Origin of the sequence: Marinobacter sp. HL-58, assembly GCF_001314605.1 — a bacterium.
Classification (GTDB): Bacteria; Pseudomonadota; Gammaproteobacteria; order Pseudomonadales; family Oleiphilaceae; genus Marinobacter.
Genome location: NZ_LIHP01000021.1, coordinates 48,862 through 70,710 on the forward strand (window position 1 = coordinate 48,862; position 21,849 = coordinate 70,710).

17 protein-coding genes are annotated in these 21,849 nt (G+C 56.1%); 7 read left to right on the forward strand and 10 right to left on the reverse strand.

Going from position 1 to position 21,849, the window contains the following annotated elements; genetic code table 11:
* Together HLUCCO03_RS18060 and HLUCCO03_RS18065 are read right to left on the reverse strand one after the other, a co-directional pair.
* Complete coding sequence (locus tag HLUCCO03_RS18060; RefSeq protein ID WP_027830239.1) at positions 1-1,095, reverse strand: efflux RND transporter periplasmic adaptor subunit; 1,095 nt, start codon at positions 1,093-1,095, stop codon at positions 1-3.
* Positions 1,096-1,148: 53 nt separating this feature from the next.
* Entirely contained in the window at positions 1,149-1,709 is a 561-nt protein-coding gene (locus HLUCCO03_RS18065; RefSeq protein ID WP_027830240.1) for a DUF3833 domain-containing protein, read from the reverse strand.
* A gap of 244 nt (positions 1,710-1,953) precedes the next feature.
* Between HLUCCO03_RS18065 and HLUCCO03_RS18070 the strand changes: the two genes are divergently transcribed.
* A complete protein-coding gene (locus HLUCCO03_RS18070) occupies positions 1,954-3,774 on the forward strand; it encodes an acyl-CoA dehydrogenase C-terminal domain-containing protein (RefSeq protein ID WP_027830241.1) in 1,821 nt (606 codons plus the stop codon).
* Positions 3,775-3,965: 191 nt separating this feature from the next.
* Positions 3,966-4,901, forward strand: coding sequence for an ectoine hydroxylase (gene thpD / locus HLUCCO03_RS18075; RefSeq protein WP_027830242.1), 936 nt, complete (start codon positions 3,966-3,968; stop codon positions 4,899-4,901).
* Positions 4,902-4,966: 65 nt separating this feature from the next.
* Here thpD and HLUCCO03_RS18080 read toward each other — a convergent pair whose 3' ends face one another.
* The 8 genes from HLUCCO03_RS18080 to rpmH form a co-directional block, all read right to left on the reverse strand.
* Entirely contained in the window at positions 4,967-6,007 is a 1,041-nt protein-coding gene (locus HLUCCO03_RS18080; RefSeq protein WP_036197112.1) for a cytochrome-c peroxidase, read from the reverse strand.
* A gap of 166 nt (positions 6,008-6,173) precedes the next feature.
* Positions 6,174-8,546, reverse strand: a complete 2,373-nt coding sequence (locus HLUCCO03_RS18085) for an EAL domain-containing protein (RefSeq protein ID WP_292016765.1) — start codon at positions 8,544-8,546, stop codon at positions 6,174-6,176.
* Positions 8,547-8,570: 24 nt separating this feature from the next.
* On the reverse strand, positions 8,571-9,434 hold the full coding sequence (locus HLUCCO03_RS18090) for a tetratricopeptide repeat protein (protein ID WP_051603730.1): 864 nt from the start codon (positions 9,432-9,434) through the stop codon (positions 8,571-8,573).
* Positions 9,435-9,520: 86 nt separating this feature from the next.
* Entirely contained in the window at positions 9,521-10,891 is a 1,371-nt protein-coding gene (gene mnmE, locus HLUCCO03_RS18095; RefSeq protein ID WP_027830245.1) for a tRNA uridine-5-carboxymethylaminomethyl(34) synthesis GTPase MnmE, read from the reverse strand.
* A gap of 73 nt (positions 10,892-10,964) precedes the next feature.
* Positions 10,965-12,677, reverse strand: a complete 1,713-nt coding sequence (gene yidC / locus HLUCCO03_RS18100; RefSeq protein ID WP_027830246.1) for a membrane protein insertase YidC — start codon at positions 12,675-12,677, stop codon at positions 10,965-10,967.
* A 4-nt stretch (positions 12,678-12,681) separates the two neighbouring features.
* Positions 12,682-12,975 carry a membrane protein insertion efficiency factor YidD gene (gene yidD / locus HLUCCO03_RS18105; protein ID WP_027830247.1) on the reverse strand — a complete coding sequence of 98 codons (294 nt, stop codon included), beginning with the start codon at positions 12,973-12,975 and terminating at the stop codon, positions 12,682-12,684.
* Positions 12,975-13,382, reverse strand: coding sequence for a ribonuclease P protein component (rnpA, locus tag HLUCCO03_RS18110; RefSeq protein WP_081813471.1), 408 nt, complete (start codon positions 13,380-13,382; stop codon positions 12,975-12,977). The genes yidD and rnpA overlap by 1 nt, the downstream gene beginning before the upstream one ends.
* Positions 13,383-13,397: 15 nt before the next feature.
* Positions 13,398-13,532, reverse strand: a complete 135-nt coding sequence (gene rpmH, locus HLUCCO03_RS18115) for a 50S ribosomal protein L34 (protein WP_008172542.1) — start codon at positions 13,530-13,532, stop codon at positions 13,398-13,400.
* A 642-nt stretch (positions 13,533-14,174) separates the two neighbouring features.
* Here rpmH and dnaA point away from each other — a divergent pair.
* The 5 genes from dnaA (at position 14,175) to gyrB (ending at position 21,819) form a co-directional block, all read left to right on the forward strand.
* Positions 14,175-15,623 (forward strand): chromosomal replication initiator protein DnaA, encoded by a 1,449-nt coding sequence (dnaA, locus tag HLUCCO03_RS18120; protein WP_027830249.1) that lies wholly within the window; start codon positions 14,175-14,177, stop codon positions 15,621-15,623.
* Between the two features lie 58 nt (positions 15,624-15,681).
* A complete protein-coding gene (gene dnaN / locus HLUCCO03_RS18125; RefSeq protein WP_027830250.1) occupies positions 15,682-16,785 on the forward strand; it encodes a DNA polymerase III subunit beta in 1,104 nt (367 codons plus the stop codon).
* 39 nt (positions 16,786-16,824) lie between these two features.
* A complete protein-coding gene (locus tag HLUCCO03_RS18130) occupies positions 16,825-18,096 on the forward strand; it encodes an AarF/ABC1/UbiB kinase family protein (protein ID WP_027830251.1) in 1,272 nt (423 codons plus the stop codon).
* Between the two features lie 100 nt (positions 18,097-18,196).
* Positions 18,197-19,324: a DNA replication/repair protein RecF gene (recF, locus tag HLUCCO03_RS18135; protein ID WP_027830252.1), complete on the forward strand. Its 1,128-nt coding sequence runs from the start codon at positions 18,197-18,199 to the stop codon at positions 19,322-19,324.
* A gap of 80 nt (positions 19,325-19,404) precedes the next feature.
* A complete protein-coding gene (gyrB, locus tag HLUCCO03_RS18140; protein ID WP_027830253.1) occupies positions 19,405-21,819 on the forward strand; it encodes a DNA topoisomerase (ATP-hydrolyzing) subunit B in 2,415 nt (804 codons plus the stop codon).
* Positions 21,820-21,849 lie beyond the last annotated feature (30 nt).

Sequence of the window (21,849 nt, forward strand, 5' to 3'; positions counted from 1 at the left end):
TCAGGACTCCCGGGAGCTGGCAAAGCGGTTATCCGGAATGGCCTTGTCGTCATCCACAACGTCAATACGGTCTCCACTGCTGAGCCGGTCCTGACCGGTAATGATCACCCGGTCGTCCTGCGACAGCCCATCCGACACCTCCACGATTCCGGGTGACCGGGAGCCCAGGGTCACAGACACGCGCCGGGCAACACCGTCCTCGGCGATAAAGACGTATTTGTCGTCACCCCGGATCATGACAGCCTGCTCGGGAATCACCAGTGCTTCGCGCTCTCGAAGTGTCAGGTTGGCCGACATGAACTGCCCCGGCCGTAACTTACCCTCGGGATTGTCGATGACAGCGCGTACCGGCAATGTACGGCTCAGTTCGTTGATCCGTGTACCAAGCTCCACCAGTTCACCCTGGAATCCTTCGTCGGGATAGGCCGGCGAGGCGCCGCGAACCAGCTGGCCCAGTTGGATCTGACCCAGGAATCGTTCAGGAATCGAAAAACCCAGTTCCATGCGATCGGTTGAATCCAGCGTGGTTACCGAGGTTCCTGAACCGAGATAGGTTCCGACACTGATGTCACTGAGGCCGATCACGCCCTCGAAAGGCGCTTCGATGCGATGATTGTCGAGGCGGGTCCGGGCCGATTCGCGCTGGGCCTCGGCCACTTCCAGGGCAGTGCGAAGTTCATCCACCTGGGACTGGGAAATACTGTTGTTGGTTCGCAGGCGCTGCGCCCGTTCATACTGGCGGCGGGCATCCGCCAGGGTAGCTTCGGCAACCTGCAGGTCAGCCCTGGCCTGGCGATCATCCAGGCGCAACAATAACTGGCCCCGACTCACCCGCTCACCACTGTTCAGGTTGATTTCCACGACACGGCCACTGACTTCGGTGGTCAGTTCCACCTGATCGAGGGCTCGCAGATTACCAACCGCATTGACCGAGTCCCTTATCACCTCCATGGCCGGGCTGATGGCGTTCACCTTACTTGCCGGGCGCTCCGTCTGGGCATCCTCGGTATCATCCTGGGCAAGATACTGCCAGGAGAAAGCCCCGCCGGCTGCCAGAGCGACAAGTACCAGCGCGATCAGCCATTGCTTAACCATAATCTTCCCAATCAGTCTGTTATTGTGATTCCCGCCGTTATGGCAGCGTGGATCTACTTTCTGCTGATCACCAGCACAATCTCGCCCACATCGATCCCCCACTTGCTCATGGTGGTCTGGTTGATCAGCGTGTCGGGCGTGATCAGATACATCCAGTCGTCCATGCGGACATCAATGGTGTCATCACCATATGACACCCTAAGGACATAATTCATGTTGATGGCATTACCCTGCCAGCGCATGGTGCCGGGCTCTACCACATCACCGGCATCGGCATGGAGGGCGCCGTTATCGGGGGTCAGTGTCCAGACCCGGGTTTGCACTTCGCCATCGTCAAACCGGAACACTTCATCCAGTGTACCAACTCCGTCGCTGTCCCAGCTGGCAGAAATATCCGCATCAAATGTACGGATTACCTCGCCGGAGAAATCCTTGACCACACCCCGCGCGGAAAGTTCGCCGGTGAAGAACTCCTGGGGCGTCAGTACCGGTTCACGGTCCTTGTAGTCTTCCAGCGCTGGTCCGGCGCAGCCGGCAAGCAGGGCTGTGGATAACAATAACCACAGATAGCGGGGCAAACCAGTGATGACCTTTGATCCGGCTGAACTTTGCATGACTTTTACACTCTCGGGACGGGTGGAATCGAAGCAGGGCTATTCAGATACGCCAGAAGCGCCTTTACCGATCAGTGCCGGGCCCGACTCGGAAAGGTTTCGTCATTTCAGCCAATTGTCCAATCTGACAAGGGCCCTGGCGATTTCCGTCAATGGCAGACCGCCGGCAATGCCGTAAAACATCAGGCAACGGAAGGCTGCCGGCCTTCGCCAACACTGGAATCAGAATCACCGAGGTATTGCCATGCCGGTTTACAGGGCGCCCCTGCGCGACATGAAGTTTCTGCTTAATGAGGTTTTCGACTACCCCGGGCACTACACCCGGCTAAAGAGCGGTGAAAATGCCACCCCCGATATTGTCGACGCCATACTGAGCGAATGCGGCCGCTTCTGCGAAGAGGTGCTGAGCCCGCTTTACCAGAGTGGCGACGAGGAAGGCTGCAGGCTGGACAACGGCGAGGTGACAACCCCCACGGGTTATCGCGATGCCTACCGGCAATACGCCATGGGCGGATGGCAGGGCCTGTCTGCGCCAGAGGAATACGGAGGTCAGGGCCTGCCCGCTTCCATGGGCCTGCTGAAACAGGAAATGATGGGTACCGCCAACTGGCCTTTTTCCATGTACCCGGGCCTGTCCCTGGGGGCAATGAATACCATCTTCCTGCACGGCAGTGAAGACCAGAAGCAGACCTATCTGGTGCCACTGACCGAAGGCCGCTGGGGCGGCACCATGTGCCTGACCGAGCCCCAGTGCGGCACTGATCTCGGGCAGGTCAAGACCAGAGCGACCCCACAGGCGGACGGCAGCTACAGGCTGTCCGGCACCAAGATCTTTATCTCGTCCGGTGACCATGACCTCACCGAGAATATTGTTCATATCGTACTGGCCCGCCTGCCGGATGCGCCGAAGGGTACGCGGGGTATCAGCCTGTTCATCGTGCCCAAGTTCCTGCCGGATGATAACGGCGGCATCGGTGAGCGTAATGGCGTCACCTGTGGCAGCCTGGAAAAGAAAATGGGCATCAAGGCTTCGGCAACCTGTGTGCTGAACTTTGATGATGCCACCGGATTTCTGATCGGCCCGGAGAACGAAGGGCTCAACTGCATGTTCACCTTCATGAACACCGCCCGTATCGGCACCGCCATCCAGGGTGTGGGGCCGGCGGAACTGTCCTACCAGTGGGCCCTGGACTATGCAAAGGAACGCCGCTCCATGCGTGCCCTGTCAGGCAGGAAGGAACCGGACCAGGTGGCAGACGCGCTGATCCACCACGCCGATGTGCGCCGCATGCTGCTCACCCAGAAGGCCATTGCCGAGGGGGGCCGCGCCATGCTGTATTATGCCGCCCGGCTGGCCGACCATATGGTGGAGGGACACACCGCAGGTGACGAAAAGAAGGCCGACGCCTACGATGACAAACTGGGTTTCCTGACCCCTATCCTCAAGGGATTCCTGACCGAGCTGGGCAACGAAGCAGCCAATCTTGGCGTGCAGGTGTTCGGCGGCCACGGTTATATCCGCGAACACGGCATGGAGCAGATTGTCCGGGACACCCGCATCGCGACCCTTTACGAAGGAACCACCGGCATCCAGGCACTGGATCTGCTGGGGCGCAAGGTCTTGCTGATGACCCAGGGCGGGGCGGTGCGCGAATTTACCCTGCGGATTGCCAACTTTGCCCGCAAACAACTGGCCGACAAGAAGGTGCGGCCGTTCGCGGTGGAGTTGCTCAAGCTTACGGCGCAATGGAATCTGCTGACGGTTCGGCTGATGCTCGCCGCCCGCAAGGACCGCGACATGGTCAGCTCGGCGGCCAACGACTTCCTGATGTACAGCGGTTACGTCACCATGGCCTATATGTGGGCGCGAATGGCCGCCGTTGCTTCCGACAGACTCGACAAGGGTGGCGCCGACTCGGAGGAGTTCTACCGCGCCAAACTGGCGATCGCGGAGTTCTACTATGAACGGCTGTTACCGAGAGCCCAGGCCCATGCCACCAGCATGCTCAGCCCCTCCAGCAACCTGATGCAGCTGGATGCGGAGCACATGAGCAGCGCCGGCTGAGCCGGCCACCGGGGCTGACCGTCAGGGAAGACGGCAATCAGTCCCGGAGGTTGAAATTTTGGCGATCGTCCACAGATTACATACCGCCGCCAGCCCGGCGGAATTCCATACCAAATCAACTTGTTATTTTTTTGCTTCTGGGAGCCCAGTACCGGGTTCCCCTGTGCGATAGAAAGATAGGGAGGTTTGCCATGGAGACTCGTACTGACGATCTGTACCCCACACGACTCGAACGCCCCTCGGCCAGCTTCGAGCGCCTGGATCCGGTTGTGCACAGCACCGGCAAAGCGCGCGCCGATGGTCCCCTCAGCGAGACCGAACTGGCCCGTTATGAGCGCGACGGGTTTCTGGTATTCAACAATTTCCTTGATGCCACAACCGTAAGGCGGTTCCGGGAAGACCTGCGGGCCTATGAAAACGACGATTCGATACTCCAGTCCGAAGGCACCATCACCGAACCGGGCAAACAGGAGATACGCTCGGTCTTCGGCATTCACGAACTGTCTGACCGGTTTGACCGGCTGACCCGTGATCCTCATATCCTGGGCATGGTGCATCAACTGCTGGGAAGTGATGCCTACATCCACCAGTCCCGCATCAACTTCAAACCCGGTTTCCACGGCAAGGGCTTTGACTGGCACTCGGATTTCGAAACCTGGCATGCGGAGGATGGCATGCCGCGCATGCGGTCTGTCAGCTTCTCCATCGCCCTGACCGATAACACCCCCTTTAACGGGCCCTTGATGCTGGTACCGGGCTCCCACAAGACCTTTATTCCCTGTGTCGGCCGCACGCCGGAAGACAACTATCAGTCATCCCTGAAGAAACAGGAGCTGGGGGTACCGGCGGATCAGGACCTCAACCGGATGATTGACAAGCATGGTATCCAGGCACCCACTGGGCCTGCCGGCTCGCTGATTATTTTCGAGTGCAATACCCTGCATGCGTCCAACGCCAACATGTCACCCTGGCCACGCAGCAATCTGTTTTTCGTCTATAACAGCGTCGAAAACCAGCTGGTGGAGCCGTTCTGTGGCAATAAACCGAGGCCGGAATTCCTCGGCAACCGCACCCGAACGGAGGCGCTGCAGGCAACAGCAACCAGGGACTATCGCAGGACGGGCTGATACTCTGCCCAGACAAACACAAAGGGGAGCCGGTTCGGCTCCCCTTTTTTGTCGGATCCAGTCGCTTATTTGTTGATTGCGGTCATAGGGTCCGGCTTGGGTGTGGTATCGGTGCTTGGTGGCAGCTCCGGATAACGGATCTCCGGAACCTGACCGGTCAGAGTCTTCAGGAAGGCAACAATGGACTGGACCTCCTCCTCATCGAGTTCAGCGCCCAATTGTGAAGTACCCATGACAGCAACAGCCTCTTCCAGGCTCCAGACGGCGCCAGAATGGAAGTAAGGTGCGGTCAGTTCAATGTTTCTGAGGGGCGCGGCACGGAATACATATTCGTCCGATGCCGTATTGGTTATGGCAAAGCGCCCTTTATCGCCGGTAGGCAGAATTTCTCCCCCCGGACTGGATACCAGGCCGAACGGATAATAGTCTTCACCACCGAAGTTCACACCGCCGTGACAGCTTGCACAACCCTTGTCCATAAACAGTGCAAGGCCCTCTTTTTCCTCTTCATTCAGGGCATTATCATTACCGCGAAGGAACGTATCAAAAGGCGCGTGGGGAGTGATCAACGTTGCCTCGAACGCTTCAATGGCGGTTGCCATGTTATCGAAACTGACCGGATCGTCCTCACCCGGAAAGGCGTTTTCAAATGCGTCAACGTATTCCGGCATGCTGTTGAGCGTATCGACCACCCGCTCCGGCGTACTGCTCATTTCCACGCCGGCCTGCACCGGGCCTTTGGCCTGCTCGGCCAGATCAGCCGCACGGCCATCCCAGAACTGGGCTGCGTTAAAAATGGCGTTAAAGACCGTTGGTGAATTACGGGGCCCTTTCTGCCAGCCGTGACCGATAGAGGTGGGCAGGTAATCATGGCCACCCATTCCCACATTGTGGCAGGTGTTGCAGCTGATCAGATGGCTCGATGACAGACGCGGCTCAAAGAACAGCATCTTTCCGAGTTCGATCTTCGATTCCGTCATTTCATTGCCGTCGATCACCGGCGGATACTGCGGCACCGCCTCAAAGTTCTCCAGTGCACGCTCCCTCAGGTCGTCCGCCACTGCGATACCGGCCCCGAGTCCGAGTCCGAGGCCGGTGACCAGCATTAACCCTGTTATTACCTTTCCCATCTTATTTCTCCCCGAATCAAACCAAACTGTCTGAAACTTCATTACATGAAAGTAACAGAGCTGAACGGGGAAGAAAGCACAAGCGTAGGAAGGCGGACGCACAATTGATGTCGGTCAATTCTGACTTCAGGAGAAACAAAAATCAGAGCCGGGAGAGGGGCATTCCGAAGTATTCACCCTGTGAAAAGTCGATCCCCAGCTCACAAACCCGGTCCTGGACAGCCTCGTTGTGGACAAACTCGGCAATGGTGCGGATATTCAGGCTGCGGGCGAACTGGACAATGCCGCTGGTCACGAGGAAGGCTGTATGGTCTTCGTGAAGGTTACGAATGAGGCTGCCGTCAATCTTGATGAAATCCACGTTCAGGCTCAGCAGATGGGCGAAATTTGAGTAACCGGTGCCGAAATCATCAATGGCGATACCGCAGCCAAAAGGTCTGACCCGTTCAATAAAGGCGCCTATGTCCTTGTAATTGGTTATACCGTCAGACTCGAGTATCTCGAAAATCACCTGGCTGCCAATACCGGATTGCTCCAGCGTCTGGATAATCGGCTCTACCGTTTCCGGATCGGTAATGTCCCCGTATGAAAGATTAATGGAGAAGGTTTCATCCCGTTCGCTGAAACAGGCAAAGCACTTCTCGATCATCAGCACGGTGATCCTGCGGTTAAGACGCAAGCGGTCGGCAATATCCACAAAATGACCGGCGCTGATCACACTGCCATCGGGTTCCACCATCCGCACCACACATTCGTACTTGGTGATACGCCCTGAATGGTTATCGTGTATGGGCTGAAACCAGGGCACCAGGCGGTCGTTGTCGATGGCCTCTTTCAGACGGTTTGCCCAGTACAGGTTGTTCTCATAGTTTTCCTCGATTCCCACGGAGGGATCGTACAGCACGTGATGACGGTTCTGCTGCCGCGCCTGTAACACCGCCGCCTTGGCCTGGCTCACCAGTTGATCAGCCGAATCTTCCGGCTTACGGTCCCTGCGGGTTGCCATACCGATACTGACATCAATGGTCAGGGGTTGGTGTTGCCAGTAGATGCGGTCACCCGTTACCAGGTCGCGAATCTCGCGCGCAACTTCCTGGATGGCCATGGGCTCCAGCAAAGGGGTAAGAATGGCGAACTCGTCACCGGGCAGCCGGTATACCCGTGACACCTCCAGCTCATGGTCACGGGTAAAGGATGTCAACCGCGTGGCAATCGCCAGCAGCACGTGATCACCACAGACATTGCCAAACAGACTGTTGACTTCATTAAACCGGTCGAGGTTGATAATCAAAAGCGAGGCATTGTCCCTGCTCTGCAGGTCCCGCAGCAATCGGATGCGATTGGGCAAACCGGTAAGCTCATCGGTGTAGGATGCCTGTAATTCACGAATCAACTGGATAATCCGGTACAGCAGATACAGGCTGAGCAGCAACATGACCGACACAGTGCCTATAAGAATCCGCTGATTGGTCTGCTCCATCGGGCGCAGCACCGCGTTGATCTCATCAAACGGAACCCCGGCACCGTAAACCATGCCTCCGGCGGTGGCGGCAAAATACAGTTCGTAGTGTTCATCGCCAACCGTAAGCTGCCGGGTTGTCAGGGTGTCGGTCAGGACTGTGGCATCAGTACTGCCGTTATTCTCCCTGCTGGCCTCACCGACCAGCTCAAGGGCCAGAATGGCATCAATCAGGGCCTGCTCTTCCCGGGTATCCTCTCCCTTGCTGAGACTGGAGAGGTTACGATTATTACGGTCATTGAGGAAGGTGAAGCTGTTTTCGGTGACAGTGATCCGGCTGACCACATCAATAATCTGATCCGCTCCCCAGGCCGTTGTTGCCAGACCAAGGAGGTTTCCCTGCCGGTCGAACATCGGTGTGGCCAGTGTGAGTACGGCCCTTTCGATACCGAGATCGTAATAAACCGGCGACCAGTAAACCGTACCGGCTGCATCGGTATCTGCTGTCCAGTCCTCACCCAGGGTACGGCTGAACCAGGGTGCGCTGCGATAATGTCCAAACCGGGCTTCACTATCTGACCGGGTCAGTTCCTGGTTGTCAGTTCCCAGTGTGAAATAAGGCATGTAACTGGTGTCCGATTCCGACAACACACCGGGTTCAAACCACAGACCGGCTCCCGCCGCTCCTTCAAAGTCCTGCAGGTGAGCCCGGAGGGAATTTTCCAGACGCTCCCGAAGCACCTCGCGATCAGCATCCGGAAACCCCGTTTGCACCATCTCGTGGAAACTTTCGCCCACGTTGGCCAGCGTGATGGTGTAATTGGCCAGAGCCGCCTGCCGGGCATTGATTCTCTGTAGCCCTGAGCCTACAACGTCATTCAGTTGTTGACGACGGAGGTCGGAAAGGGCTTCCCGGGAGTAGTTCAGGTTAAGGCTGGACAGCAGCAACATGCCTGCGGTGAAAACCAGCAGCAGAAGCACTAGCAGCCACATGATGGACTGGCGGGATGACGGGGTTTTCGTAGAACCGGAGCGGCTGGTAAATATCCCCGACATGAATGGGTATCCTGGGACAGTGAATCAGGTATCGTTTACCGGCCTTTCCTGTTTACGGTGACGATCAAGTGCTGCCTTCGCTTCCCTGTGTCCCTGGCTTGCAGCCTTATTGTACCAGTATATCGCCTGCTTCATATTCTGCTCGACACCGCGGCCAGACGCGAACATTCGGCCCATCAGATAGGATGCTTCGCTGGACGCGGGTGCTGCCTTTTCGGCCCACTCCAGGGCTGTGGAGTAATCCTCGAAGGCATGGGCAATCAGTGCCATGTTGGCCTGGGAACGGGTATCGCCTGCCTGAGCCGGTTCAATGCATGCTTCCCTGGCGGCGCTGTAGTTGCGAATACTGGTTAACAGGTAACAATCACCAAGCGCCTGCTGGTCATCCGGTGAGGACTCCTCTTTTGTGCCGGAGTCTTCAATTTCGGTTCCGGATGTATCATTCTCCGGGGCATCCCGGCTTAACCGTTCCGCAAAGGCTGAAACCTGCTCCGGGCAGGAATAGGCATAACCGGCACGATAACGTTCAAGGGCTGTCTCTGTTGCAGGTTCGCCGGCATATTCCCGGGCAATGGTTTCGCAGCGACGCGCCCGTTCGTCTCTGACCTGTCGGACTACAGAGGCCCGTTCTGAATCATCCCCGTGTTCTTCCAGATAGTCGGTAAGCGGATCAATATAGGGCTGATCGAAAAGAGCCTGCCGCTCTTTTTCAAAAGAACGGGGTTCGGGACTGTCATCACTCTTTTCTGTGGTTTCTCTGGTCTCACTGGTCTCACTGGTTCTGCGATCAGGCCTATCCGCGGACGAATCCACCAGGCGCCCGGTATCGATACCCGCGCATCCGGTAAACAGGGCAATCAAAAAAACGCAGAACCACGGACGATACATCAGGATACATTCACCGTTTCCAGCCGACAGGAGCACAAGTTTTACACGGAAGGCTGCTGGCTCAAACAGTTCTTTATGCTTATGGCTTATTTGCCGATGCAGAAACTGCTGAAAATCTTTCCCAGCAATTCGTCGGGCGTCATGGCACCGGTAATTTCACCCAATGCATCCTGGGCTGCCCGCAGGTCCTCTGCCAGTAACTCGCCGGCTCCAAAGCCCTGCAACTGTTCCTCACCCTGCCGCAGGAAATCCCGGGCCCGCTCGAGGGCATCCAGATGGCGGCGCCGGGCAATAAAGCCTCCTTCGGTGGTACTGGCAAAACCCATGCACTGTTTCAGGTGATCCCGCAATACCTCAAGCCCGTCAGCCGATCGGGCGGCAATACGAATGACCGGTGCCAGCCCGGGATCCGGTTGCGCGAATCCCACCGGTTCACCGGTCAGGTCCACCTTGTTGCGGATAACGGTGAGGGGCGCTCCCGCTGGAAGCTGGTCAATAAAGTCTGGCCATATGCGATGTGGCTCGGTTTCCGGTGTGGTGGTGGCATCCACCATCAGCAGGATACGGTCAGCCTGTCGGATCTCTTCCCAGGCCCGGGCGATACCAATCTGTTCCACCTCGTCGGGGCTGTCCCGCAGGCCGGCGGTGTCGATAATGTGCAGTGGCATTCCATCGATGTGGATATGTTCCCGAAGGACATCGCGGGTGGTGCCTTCAACAGCCGTCACGATAGCCGCTTCGCGCCCGGCCAGGGCATTGAGCAGGCTGGACTTGCCGGCATTGGGACGGCCGGCAATCACCACCTTCATGCCATCCCTGAGAATCGTGCCTTGCTGGGCTTCGGCGAGAATTATATCCAGGTCCCGGATGATTGCCTGAAGGTCATTGCCAACCTTGCCATCGGCCAGGAAATCGATCTCCTCTTCGGGAAAATCGATGGCGGCTTCAACGTAAATGCGCAGGTGGGTTACGTCCTCGACAAGGGCGTCGATCCTGCGGGAAAACACCCCCTGTAATGATCGCACGGCACAGCGGGCTGCCTGTTCGGAACTGCTTTCGATCAGGTCGGCAATGGCCTCTGCCTGGGCCAGGTCGAGCTTGTCATTGAGAAATGCCCGCTCGGAAAACTCTCCTGGCCGGGCAAGACGGGCACCCAGGTCGCACACGGTTCTCAACAGCATGTCGAGAATCACGGTACCGCCATGCCCCTGCAGCTCGAATACATCCTCCCCGGTGAACGAATGGGGATTGGGGAAGTAAAGGCCGATACCCTCGTCGATCAACTCGCCGTTTTTATCAACGAACGGACCGTAGTGGGCGTAACGTGGCTTCGGATCAAAACCCAGCATCTGGCGGGCAATGACCGCTGCTCCAGGACCGGATACACGCACAATACCCACACCGGACTGGCCCGGCGCTGTGGCAATGGCGGCAATGGTATCGGTGGCATTAAACATTCGCTTTCCCCTGAAACACCAGAGGCTCCCGGAAGGAGCCTCTGTGATTGCTGTATCCGGCCAGTGTGTCCGGTCAGCTTTTCCTGGCAGCGGTTTCCGCTTCAATCTTGCGGGTAATGTACCACTGCTGGCTGATGGACAGGATATTGTTAACCAGCCAGTACAGTACCAGCCCGGCCGGGAACCAGAGGAAGAATACCGTGAACACCAGCGGCATCATCTTCATGATCTTGGCCTGCATGGGGTCCGGTGGTGTCGGGTTCAGGCTCATCTGCAACATCATGCTGGCACCCATCAGGATTGGCAGGATGAAGTATGGGTCCATCACCGACAGGTCATGAATCCACAGCATGAAGGGGGCATGGCGCAACTGCACGCTTTCGAACAGAACCCAGTACAGGGAAATGAATACCGGCATCTGTACCAGTATCGGCAGGCAGCCACCGAGGGGGTTTATCTTTTCCCGTTTGTACAACGCCATCATTTCCTGGGACATTCGCTGGCGATCGTCACCATAGAGCTCTTTCAGGCGAGTCAGCTGGGGAGCGACAGCACGCATTCTGGCCATGGAGCGATAGCTGGTGGCGGACAGTTTAAAGAACACGGCCTTGACCAGAACCGTCAACAGAATAATGGCGACACCCCAGTTGCCCACCAGACTATGGAACCAGTCCAGTATGAGGAACAGCGGCAGGGCGATGAAGAACAGGAAGCCGAAATCGACTGTCCGGTCCAGGTTCGGAGCCACGTTTTCCAGACGCTCGATGATCTTGGGACCAACATAGGCCCGGGCTGAAACTTCAGCGCTTTCTCCCGGCTGGACCTGGGTAGCGGGATAGACGAATCCCATTACATGAAGCGGCCCACGTTGTGTGGATTGGAACTGTGCAGGCTGATCCCGTTCAGGAACCCATGCCGCGAGGAAGTAGTGCTGAAGGAACGCCAGCCAGCCATTGGTGACGGACTGGTTGATGGGATTTTCAGAAATATCGTCGAAGTCGTATTTTTCGTAGGGGTCTTCCGGGGTGCTGACAACCATACCGAGAAACGCCTTGATACCCAGGCTGTTCTGTGCCGTTGGGTCGGGAGCCTGGTCCCGGACGATCTTGCCGGTCATATTGGCTTGCCAGACATCATCTGACTGGTTATTGATCAGGTAGCGTACATCGATTTCATAGCTGTCACGGGCGAAACGGTATTGCTTGGTGACTTCTACATCGTTGTCCGTGGTGTACGTGAGATCTACGGTGAGTGAGTCCTCACCCTCCTTGAGCTCGTATTCCGTTGCCGAGACATCGTATACCGGGGCGCTGCCGTTGCGCTTGCTGTCGATTCCATCGCGGCCTATGAGACCACTCTCCATGATGTAGGTGCGCTTGTTGGTATTGGTCAGGATTTTCAGCGATTCCCTGCTGTCCAGCGAGCGGTCGTACTGGAGCAGGGAACTCTCGATAAGGTTGCCGCCAACCCGATCGATTTTGAGTTCGTAGACATCGGTACGGACGGTGATCAGCTGGTCACTGACATCCACTGAGCCATTTTCGGTACTGCCAACGGCCTGGCTTTCGCCTTCCGGTGTGGTGAACTCTTCATCGGAGGACTCGGTCCCGCTGTCGGATTCCTCAGGCAGAGTCATGTTATCGCTGTCACCCGACGACGCACTGGAACTGCTCTGCTCAGCAACCTGTTCTGTCTGGGGCTGGTTATAGTCTTCGTTCCAGGCTAGCACCATCATGTAACTGACAATGGCCAGGCCGGCAAATAATACAATGCGTTGAATATCCATAAACTTACTGTTTGGTCTGGTTAGTGTTATGGGTTTGGCTGGCCGGCCCGCAGCAGGTGTCAGGTGTTACCCTGCTGCAGACTTCAGTGCCCGGAACGGGATCATACCCGCCTTTTGCCCACGGATGACACCTCAGAAGTCGTTTCATGGAAAGAAAAAGACCTTTGACAGCGCCGTGGGTCGTAATGGCTTCGACAGCGTACTGGGAACAGGTAGGGTAGTGGCGGCAATGGCTGGCCATCATCGGGCTGATGGCATACTGGTAGACACGGATGGGTAGGAGCAACAGTTTGCGCATTAACCCGTTCCTTTGCCGGTACCGGATAGTTCCGATGTTGAGGGTTTCTGGAGCTGGCAATTTTTCTTTCTGAGACGCGACCAGAGCTCCGTCAGGGTAGCATTGAGCGTTGGATTATCAAGCTCTCTCAGGCCCCTTCGTCCCAATACCACAATATCCAGGGCAGGTAAGTCTGTCTGGTGCCTGAACGTTTCCCGAACCCGGCGTTTCACGCGATTGCGTTGTACGGCGAGTTTGAGATTTTTTTTGGAGAACACCAGACCGATCCTGGCATGACCCAGATTGTTGGGTGTCGCCAGGATCAGAAAATTCCGGTGCGGAACCCTGATTTGAACGTCATCGAAGACTTTGCCGTAATCACCTGGTTTGAGTAACCGCGATGACTTTGGAAAGCTCAAAGCCTTCATCTGGCGGTCAGTGTCTTACGCAGACAGACGGGCACGGCCCTTGGCACGACGGCGGGAAATAACCTTGCGGCCGTTGGCAGTAGCCATGCGGGCACGAAAACCGTGAACGCGCTTACGCTTCAGTACGCTTGGTTGAAACGTTCTTTTCATGATGTCGATCTCACATTACGGGTATTGGAAATTCAATGGTTGGCTGGAAATTGAACAGCCAAAACAGGAGCGGCATTCTATGCAATGTGGCAAAGGAATTCAATGGGTTTCGATGGTGGCTTACGCTTATCGGGATCGAGCTGCAACAGGGTTGCCCCGTAATAGATTCAGTAGGTCTTTTTTATTCTCTTTAAGGATTATTATTACTGTTATTAGGCAAGGCGTTTTCTGTGGATAACCGGAAAAATTAACTTAGTTCCAACGAGTTGGCATTTCCAAAAGGCAGTTGACAAGTGCCGGTGAGGGCTGTGCACAACTCGGGCAGGGAATGTGGGTAACCCGGGCAGGCATCTTTGATGCGAGTTATCCACTGAAGATTTCGGGTTTGTGCACAGGGTTGGGGGGCGGTTGCGAACAGGGGGCTGTGGGTAACTGCATTCACTATTATTTTCTGTACACAAGCCTGTAGGTAAGTCTGTAAAAATTTGAAATTAAAGAATTTAAATTTCCACAGGCTGTTTATTAAATGCTTTTGACCCTTTCACTCGAGGGGTGCTCAGGTTAGAATCCTTGGTCATCTCTTTCGTCGGGTCATGGAGATCCGTAACGAGTAATTTCTGAGGCATCGGAGGCATGGCTGTCGTGCCGAACAATATCTGGCATCAGTGTCTGGAAGTACTCCGGGACGAGTTTCCCGCCCAGCAATTCAACACCTGGCTAAGGCCCTTGCAGTCTGACCACCGCGAGGGACAGTTGATGCTGTTTGCGCCAAACCGCTTCGTGATGGACTGGGTTAACGAGAAATACCTCAGACGGATTGAAGAGGTACTCAAGGATCTGCATGGCGGACAGGCTCCGCTGGTGAACATGAAGGTCGGTTCGGCGCCGAAAATGTCGGAACTGGTGGTTCGCTCTGAAACCGCGGTTAACGGGGCGGCGTCTGAACAGGAGGCTGCCAGCACGGTGACGGAAGAGGAAAAGGGTATAGCTGCGACGGTCAGCCCCCGGTCAGCCAGGCCGAAGTCCGGTGACAGCCGCCGGCCGGTACAGGTTGAAGGTGATATCAAGCACCAGAGTTTTCTGAATGAGGGTTTCACGTTCGATACCTTTGTCGAGGGCAAATCCAACCAGCTTGCCAGGGCTGCCTCGATGCAGGTTGCGGAAAATCCGGGTGGGGCCTATAACCCGCTGTTTCTATATGGTGGCGTGGGTCTTGGCAAGACCCACCTGATGCACGCCATTGGTAACGATATCGTGCGTCGTAATCCAAGGGCCAAGGTGGCGTACCTGCGCTCCGAGCGTTTTGTTGCGGATATGGTCAAGGCACTGCAGTTGAATGCGATTAACGAGTTCAAACGTTACTATCGTTCTGTGGATGCCCTGTTGATCGATGATATCCAGTTCTTTGCCCGCAAGGAGCGTTCCCAGGAGGAGTTCTTCCATACCTTCAACGCGCTGCTGGAAGGTGGCCAGCAGGTGATCGTGACCTGTGACCGGTTCCCGAAGGAAATTGTCGATATGGAAGAGCGGCTCAAGTCCCGGTTCGGCTGGGGGCTGACGGTAATGGTCGAGCCACCGGAGCTGGAAACCCGGGTGGCTATCCTGATGAAGAAGGCGGAGCAGGTAAACGTGAAGCTCAGCAGCGAGGCCGCCTTTTTCATCGCCCAGAAGATTCGTTCGAATGTTCGGGAGCTGGAAGGGGCGCTGCGTCTGGTGATAGCGAATGCTCACTTCACCGGTTCTGAAATCACCCCGCCGTTTATCCGTGAAAGCCTCAAGGACCTGCTGGCATTGCACGAAAAGCAGGTCAGCATTGATAACATCCAGCGCACGGTGGCGGAGTATTACAAGATCAAGGTGTCCGATCTGTTGTCCAAGAGACGGACCCGCACCGTAACCCGGCCAAGGCAGGTTGCCATGTCGCTCGCCAAGGAGCTGACCAATCACAGCCTGCCGGAAATCGGGGATGCGTTTGGTGGCCGTGATCACACCACGGTTCTGCACGCCTGCAAGAAGATTGTGGAACTCCAGGAAACCGATCCGGGTATCCGCGAGGATTATCAGAACTTTATGCGGTTGCTTACAACCTGACCGGGTTCTGTGAACAACCAACAAACATTCACCTTCCAATAAAAGAATGCTGAGTGCCATGAAACTGACGATCAGCCGAGAATCCCTGCTTACCCCACTGCAGTCCATCGCCGGTGTGGTAGAGCGAAAACAGACAATGCCGGTACTGTCCAATGTGTTGCTGGTGGCGGAAGATAATACCCTGACCCTCACCGGGACCAATATGGAGGTGGAACTGGTGGGCCGGGTGTCGCCGGTTCATGTGGACCAGCCGGGTCGAATTACGGTTCCCGCGCGGAAACTGTCCGACATCTGCCGCGCACTGGGCGATGAAGCCCCTATTGAGCTGGCCCTGGAAGGTGACCGCCTGCATCTGCGATGTGGTGCCAGTCATTTCACCCTGTCGACTCTGCCTGCGGAACATTTTCCGAACGTTGAGGACGAAGCGGAAAGCTTCCGGCTTGAGCTGCCCCAGAAGGAACTCAGCCGCATGTTCGACGCCACGGCATTTGCGATGGCGCAGCAGGATGTCCGTTATTACCTCAACGGACTGTTGCTGGAAGTGGACAAGGATCATGTCCGCACCGTCGCGACCGACGGGCACCGCCTCGCCATGGCGCACTTTGATCTTCCCACTGGATGCCCTGAACCGCGCCAGGTGATTGTGCCCCGCAAGGGTGTTCTGGAGTTGTCCCGTCTGCTGGATGATGTGGAGACGCCGGTCACCCTGGTAATCGGGGATAACCACCTGCGGGCTACGGTAGGCGCGTACACCTTTACCTCCAAGCTGATCGAGGGCAAGTTTCCCGATTACAACCGGGTTATTCCCCGGGGTGGCGACAAGATTGTCCTGGCAGACAGGGCAACGCTCAAGAATACCCTGCAGCGAGCGGGCATTCTCTCCCACGAGAATATCCGTGGCGTAAGGCTGAATCTGGCACCCAATGAATTGCAGGTGTTTGCCAACAATCCGGACCAGGAACAGGCCGAAGACGCATTGCCCGTGGAGTACCAGGGCGAATCACTTCAGATCGGATTCAATGTAGGCTACCTGGTGGATGTAATGAACGCGCTGGAAGAGGATCAGGTGAAGATTACCCTGGCCAACCCCAACAGCAGTGCGTTGATCGAAGCCCAGAACGATAACCGTTGCCTTTACGTTGTGATGCCGATGCGGCTCTGACGGCAGGCAATGTTTTCAGGAAAAGGATGGACAGGAATGATGGGAACGGTGACGAACGGCCTCAAGGGTGCTTTTCGAATCGGACAGACTTTGTCCGTACTGGGTCGCGCCGGCGCGAACTGGGTTCGTGGTGACCGCCCGCCGGCTCCGCGTCTGCTCCGGCAGACGTTCGAGTCTCTGGGAGCCACCTATATAAAACTGGGTCAGTTTATTGCCAGTTCCCCCACGTTCTTTCCAAAGGAATACGTGGAGGAGTTTCAGTACTGCCTGGACCGGACACCCAACCTTCCTTTTGGTGTCATCCGGAAAATCATCCAGGAAGAGCTCGGGCGTCCCATTGACGAAGTGTATTCCGACATAGACCCGGTGGCCCTGGCGTCAGCGTCGATTGCGCAGGTTCATGCGGCAAAACTGGTGACCGGTGAAGATGTGGTCATCAAGGTACAGAAGCCCGGCGTGGAGAATATACTGCTGACCGATCTGAACTTTCTGTACCTCTCCGCGCGGATTCTCGAGACCCTGGCACCAAAACTGTCCTGGACATCGTTGTCGGGTATCGTTGAAGAGATCCAGCGCACCATGATGGAGGAATGCGATTTCATCAAGGAAGCCAATAATCTCAAGGTGTTCCGGGAGTTTCTGCTGAATACCCATAACGAAGACGCCACCGTGCCGGTGGTGTATGAAAGCTGTTCCACCCGCCGGATTCTCACCATGGAACGTTTCCATGGCGTTCCCCTGACGGATCTGGAAAGTATTCGCGGTTACGCCCGGGACCCTGAGCGTACGCTGATTACGGCGATGAACACCTGGTTTTCCAGCCTGACCCAGTGCGAGTTTTTCCACGCCGATGTGCACGCCGGGAACCTTATGGTTCTGAAAGACGGTCGGGTCGGATTTATCGATTTCGGGATTGTGGGCCGTATCAAACCGGACACGTGGCAGGCCGTCAGTGATTTTATATCCTCGGTGATGGTGGGCAACTTCGATGGTATGGCGGATGCGATGATCCGCATCGGCATTACCCATCAGAAGGTTCAGGCCAGTGAACTGGCGAACGACCTGCGTCGTCTTTACCAGCAGATGGACAAGATGGTGCCGGATGAGGCGCCGTATCAGCCGGATCAGGCTGAGGACGACGTGAATAATATCCTGATGGATATGGTGAAAATTGGCGAGGGCCATGGCCTGCATTTCCCACGGGAGTTTGCCCTGTTACTGAAACAGTTCCTGTACTTCGACCGTTACGTTCACATACTGGCGCCGGAGATGGATGTGTTTATGGACGAGCGGTTGACCATGCTTCATTAATCGCGTTCATCCGCAAGGTTTTGTACACTGGGGCAGCGTCGCCGAAGGGCACGCTGCCTTTTTTGTTCCGTCTCCTCAGACTGGTAAATGATCGTGACTTATGGCGCTCGTTAAATTGCAAACGGAACACTTCCGTAACCTCTCCCCTGCGCCGGTCAGTTTTTCCCCTTCAATCAATCTACTGTTTGGTGAAAATGGCAGTGGCAAAACCAGTGTTCTGGAGGCTATCGGGTATCTTGGCTTGGGCCGCTCTTTCCGTGTCAGCCGACATCAGGCGGTGGTCAGTCATGGGGAGCACAAGCTGACGGTGTTTGGCGGTCTGGATAAGGGAATGGCACGGGAAAGTCACGGGATGGCCTCCGGAGATCTGAGTCACAGGGTCGGGATAGCCCGAGATGTTGTGGCGAAAGAAACCACACTTCGGGTGGATGGTGAGCCGGTTCGTAATTTGTCATCCCTGGCCCTGCATCTTCCGGTTTCGGTTATCGACCCGGGTGTATTCGATATTGTGGCGGGTGGTCCGGGAAAACGAAGGCAGTTTCTGGACTGGGCAGTGTTCCACGTGGAACCTTCGTTTGCTTCCGTGTGGCAACAATGCCAAAGAGTCACATCACAGCGGAATCAGATCCTCAGAACTGGTAGAATAGACAATGCTCTGATGAAGGTCTGGGACTCCCAGTACACGGAGTTGGCAGAGCGCCTGACAAAAGCCCGAAAGGAAACCTTTCGGCTGTTCACAAAAGCCTTTGATAGCCTGCTCGGCGAGATTGACGCACCCTGGGTAGATGGGCTCAGGCTGGAATTCTATTCAGGCTGGGACTCGTCCCGGTCTCTGGTTGACGTGTTACAGGACCATCGTGAGCAGGAACAGAAAATGGGCCATACACTGTATGGTCCGAATCGCGCCGATATACGGCTGCGATTTCAGGGTCGCCCGGTGTCGGAAACCTTTTCCCGGGGACAACAGAAAACCCTGGTTATATTAATGAAGATCGCTCAGGGCATGGTACTGAGCGATCTGGGTAAGCAGGTCACCTTTCTGCTGGATGATATCAATGCAGAACTGGATGTGGGCCACAGGGCGATGTTGGCCCAAAAGCTCTACGAATTACGATGCCAGGTGTTTCTGACATCGATAGAGCCGCCTCGACCTGAAGAACTCTGGCGAGACACCATGCCGGAATACAGATTGTTCCACGTGGAACATGGAAAATTGACGGAAGAATAAAACCCGGATGAACCGACGCTATCCCTTTGCAGCAAGGGCCGTGGCTTCAGGCCGGGAAATTACCCCTCAGGAGTACCCTAATGAGTGAATCGAACTACAATTCCTCCAGTATCAAGGTCTTGAAAGGGCTGGATGCGGTGCGAAAACGGCCGGGTATGTACATCGGCGATACCGATGACGGCACCGGTCTGCACCACATGGTTTTTGAACTGGTAGATAACTCTATCGACGAAGCACTGGCCGGGCACTGCTCTGAGATCGGGGTGATCATTCATCCGGACGAATCAGTCACGGTAAAGGACAACGGCCGTGGTATTCCCGTCGACCTCCATGAGGAAGAAGGTGTCTCTGCTGCGGAAGTCATAATGACCGTGCTTCACGCCGGTGGTAAGTTCGATGACAACAGCTATAAAGTCTCCGGCGGCCTGCACGGCGTCGGGGTTTCGGTTGTAAATGCCCTGTCCTCCTCGCTTACGCTGACCATCCGCCGTGATGGCAAGGTGTACGAGCAGGTTTACAACAATGGTGTGCCCAAGGCGCCACTGGGGGTTGTAGGTGACACGGACGCCAGTGGTACCAAGGTTCATTTCATTCCGTCTCCCGATACCTTTACCAGCATCGAATTCCACTGGGATATTCTGGCCAAGCGGCTGCGGGAACTGGCATTTCTGAACAGTGGCGTGCGTATTCGCCTGCAGGATGAGCGTTCCGGCAAGGAGGAGGTGTTCGAGTATGAGGGCGGCCTGCGGGCTTTCGTTGAGCACCTGAACGCCAACAAAACTCCGATTAACCGTGTGTTCCACTTCATCAAGGACCGTGAAGACGGTATTTCAGTTGAAGTGGCGATGCAGTGGAACGATGCGTTCCAGGAAAATATCTACACGTTCACCAACAACATCCCCCAGCGCGACGGCGGTACCCACTTGGCCGGTTTCCGCGCTGCCCTGACCCGCTCTCTCAATAACTACATCGAGCACGAAGGCCTGGGCAAGAAAGCGAAGGTAAGTACTTCCGGTGATGATGCCCGCGAAGGGCTGACTGCGATCATCAGCGTGAAGGTTCCTGACCCCAAGTTCTCTTCCCAGACCAAGGACAAACTGGTCTCTTCCGAAGTGAAGACAGCAGTCGAGCAGGAACTTTACCAGTCGTTCGCTGATTTCCTGCAGGAGCAGCCAAACGAGGCCAAGCTGATCGTCAACAAGATGATTGAAGCGGCCCGCGCCCGTGAGGCAGCTCGCAAGGCAAGAGACATGACCCGGCGCAAGGGCGCCCTGGACATCGCTGGCCTGCCCGGCAAGCTGGCCGACTGCCAGGAAAAGGACCCCGCACTTTCCGAACTGTTCATTGTGGAGGGTGACTCTGCCGGCGGCAGCGCCAAGCAGGGTCGTGACCGTAAAACCCAGGCTATCCTGCCTCTGAAGGGTAAGATCCTGAACGTCGAGAAAGCCCGCTTCGACAAGATGTTGTCCTCCGCGGAAGTCGGCACCCTTATTACCGCCCTGGGTTGTGGTATTGGCCGGGAAGAATTCAATCCGGAGAAGCTCCGGTATCATTCGCTGATCATCATGACCGATGCGGACGTGGATGGTTCGCACATCCGTACCCTGCTGCTCACCTTCCTGTTCCGCCAGATGCGGGAAATCATCGAGCGTGGCCATGTATTCATTGCCATGCCTCCGCTTTACAAGGTCAAGCGTGGCAAGCAGGAGCAATACCTGAAGGATGAGAAAGCCAAGGAAGCCTACCTGACCCAGACAGCTCTGGAAGGTGCCCAGCTTTATGTAAATCCGGAAGCACCGGCCATCAAGGATTCCGCACTGGAAACCATGGTCAAGGACTACCAGGCGGTCATGGCAATGATTGATCGTCTGTCCCGGGCATACCCGGCCAAGGTACTCCAGCAGATGCTGGACAACGTGACCCTGAAGCCGGAAGACCTGAAGAGCGAAGAAGCGGTTGCCCGCTGGGTTGCCCGCCTGGGTGACGGCCTGCAACTGGATACCCGCACCGGTACCAAGTACACCTTCTCGGTGGAAAAGGATACGGAACGGAATCTCTATCTGCCGAAGGTGGTGATTTACGTACACGGGATTCCCCACAATCACGTTTTCAGCCACGAGTTCTTCGAGTCTTCCTCCTACGCAGCGATCGCCCGGATGGGTGAGACTCTGGACGGATTGATTGAAGAGGGCGCCTACATCCAGCGGGGCGAGCGCAAGCAGACCGTGCTGACCTTCGCCGGGGCCCTGGACTGGCTGATGAAGGAGGCCCAGCGTGGCCTGAACATCCAGCGCTACAAGGGACTGGGTGAGATGAACCCGGAGCAGCTGTGGGAAACCACCATGGACCCGGAAACCCGCCGCATGATGAAAGTGACGATCGAGGATGCCATTGCGGCGGACCAGATTTTCACCACCCTGATGGGAGATGATGTGGAGCCGCGCCGGTTGTTCATTCAGAATAATGCTCTGGAAGTGACAAACCTGGACATCTGATCCAGATCCCTGATCTGAAAAGGCGACCGC

What these genes read in the sequence shown, in the direction of transcription:
- yidC (WP_027830246.1), bottom strand. Translation starts at nt 12,677, where the DNA reads ATGGATATTCAACGCATTGTATTATTTGCCGGCCTGGCCATTGTCAGT.
- HLUCCO03_RS18060 (WP_027830239.1), bottom strand. Translation starts at nt 1,095, where the DNA reads ATGGTTAAGCAATGGCTGATCGCGCTGGTACTTGTCGCTCTGGCAGCC.
- recF (WP_027830252.1), top strand. Translation starts at nt 18,197, where the DNA reads ATGGCGCTCGTTAAATTGCAAACGGAACACTTCCGTAACCTCTCCCCT.
- HLUCCO03_RS18130 (WP_027830251.1), top strand. Translation starts at nt 16,825, where the DNA reads ATGGGAACGGTGACGAACGGCCTCAAGGGTGCTTTTCGAATCGGACAG.
- HLUCCO03_RS18085 (WP_292016765.1), bottom strand. Translation starts at nt 8,546, where the DNA reads ATGTCGGGGATATTTACCAGCCGCTCCGGTTCTACGAAAACCCCGTCA.
- HLUCCO03_RS18090 (WP_051603730.1), bottom strand. Translation starts at nt 9,434, where the DNA reads ATGTATCGTCCGTGGTTCTGCGTTTTTTTGATTGCCCTGTTTACCGGA.
- yidD (WP_027830247.1), bottom strand. Translation starts at nt 12,975, where the DNA reads ATGCGCAAACTGTTGCTCCTACCCATCCGTGTCTACCAGTATGCCATC.
- HLUCCO03_RS18065 (WP_027830240.1), bottom strand. Translation starts at nt 1,709, where the DNA reads ATGCAAAGTTCAGCCGGATCAAAGGTCATCACTGGTTTGCCCCGCTAT.
- HLUCCO03_RS18080 (WP_036197112.1), bottom strand. Translation starts at nt 6,007, where the DNA reads ATGCTGGTCACCGGCCTCGGACTCGGACTCGGGGCCGGTATCGCAGTG.
- rnpA (WP_081813471.1), bottom strand. Translation starts at nt 13,382, where the DNA reads ATGAAGGCTTTGAGCTTTCCAAAGTCATCGCGGTTACTCAAACCAGGT.
- HLUCCO03_RS18070 (WP_027830241.1), top strand. Translation starts at nt 1,954, where the DNA reads ATGCCGGTTTACAGGGCGCCCCTGCGCGACATGAAGTTTCTGCTTAAT.
- rpmH (WP_008172542.1), bottom strand. Translation starts at nt 13,532, where the DNA reads ATGAAAAGAACGTTTCAACCAAGCGTACTGAAGCGTAAGCGCGTTCAC.
- thpD (WP_027830242.1), top strand. Translation starts at nt 3,966, where the DNA reads ATGGAGACTCGTACTGACGATCTGTACCCCACACGACTCGAACGCCCC.
- mnmE (WP_027830245.1), bottom strand. Translation starts at nt 10,891, where the DNA reads ATGTTTAATGCCACCGATACCATTGCCGCCATTGCCACAGCGCCGGGC.
- gyrB (WP_027830253.1), top strand. Translation starts at nt 19,405, where the DNA reads ATGAGTGAATCGAACTACAATTCCTCCAGTATCAAGGTCTTGAAAGGG.
- dnaN (WP_027830250.1), top strand. Translation starts at nt 15,682, where the DNA reads ATGAAACTGACGATCAGCCGAGAATCCCTGCTTACCCCACTGCAGTCC.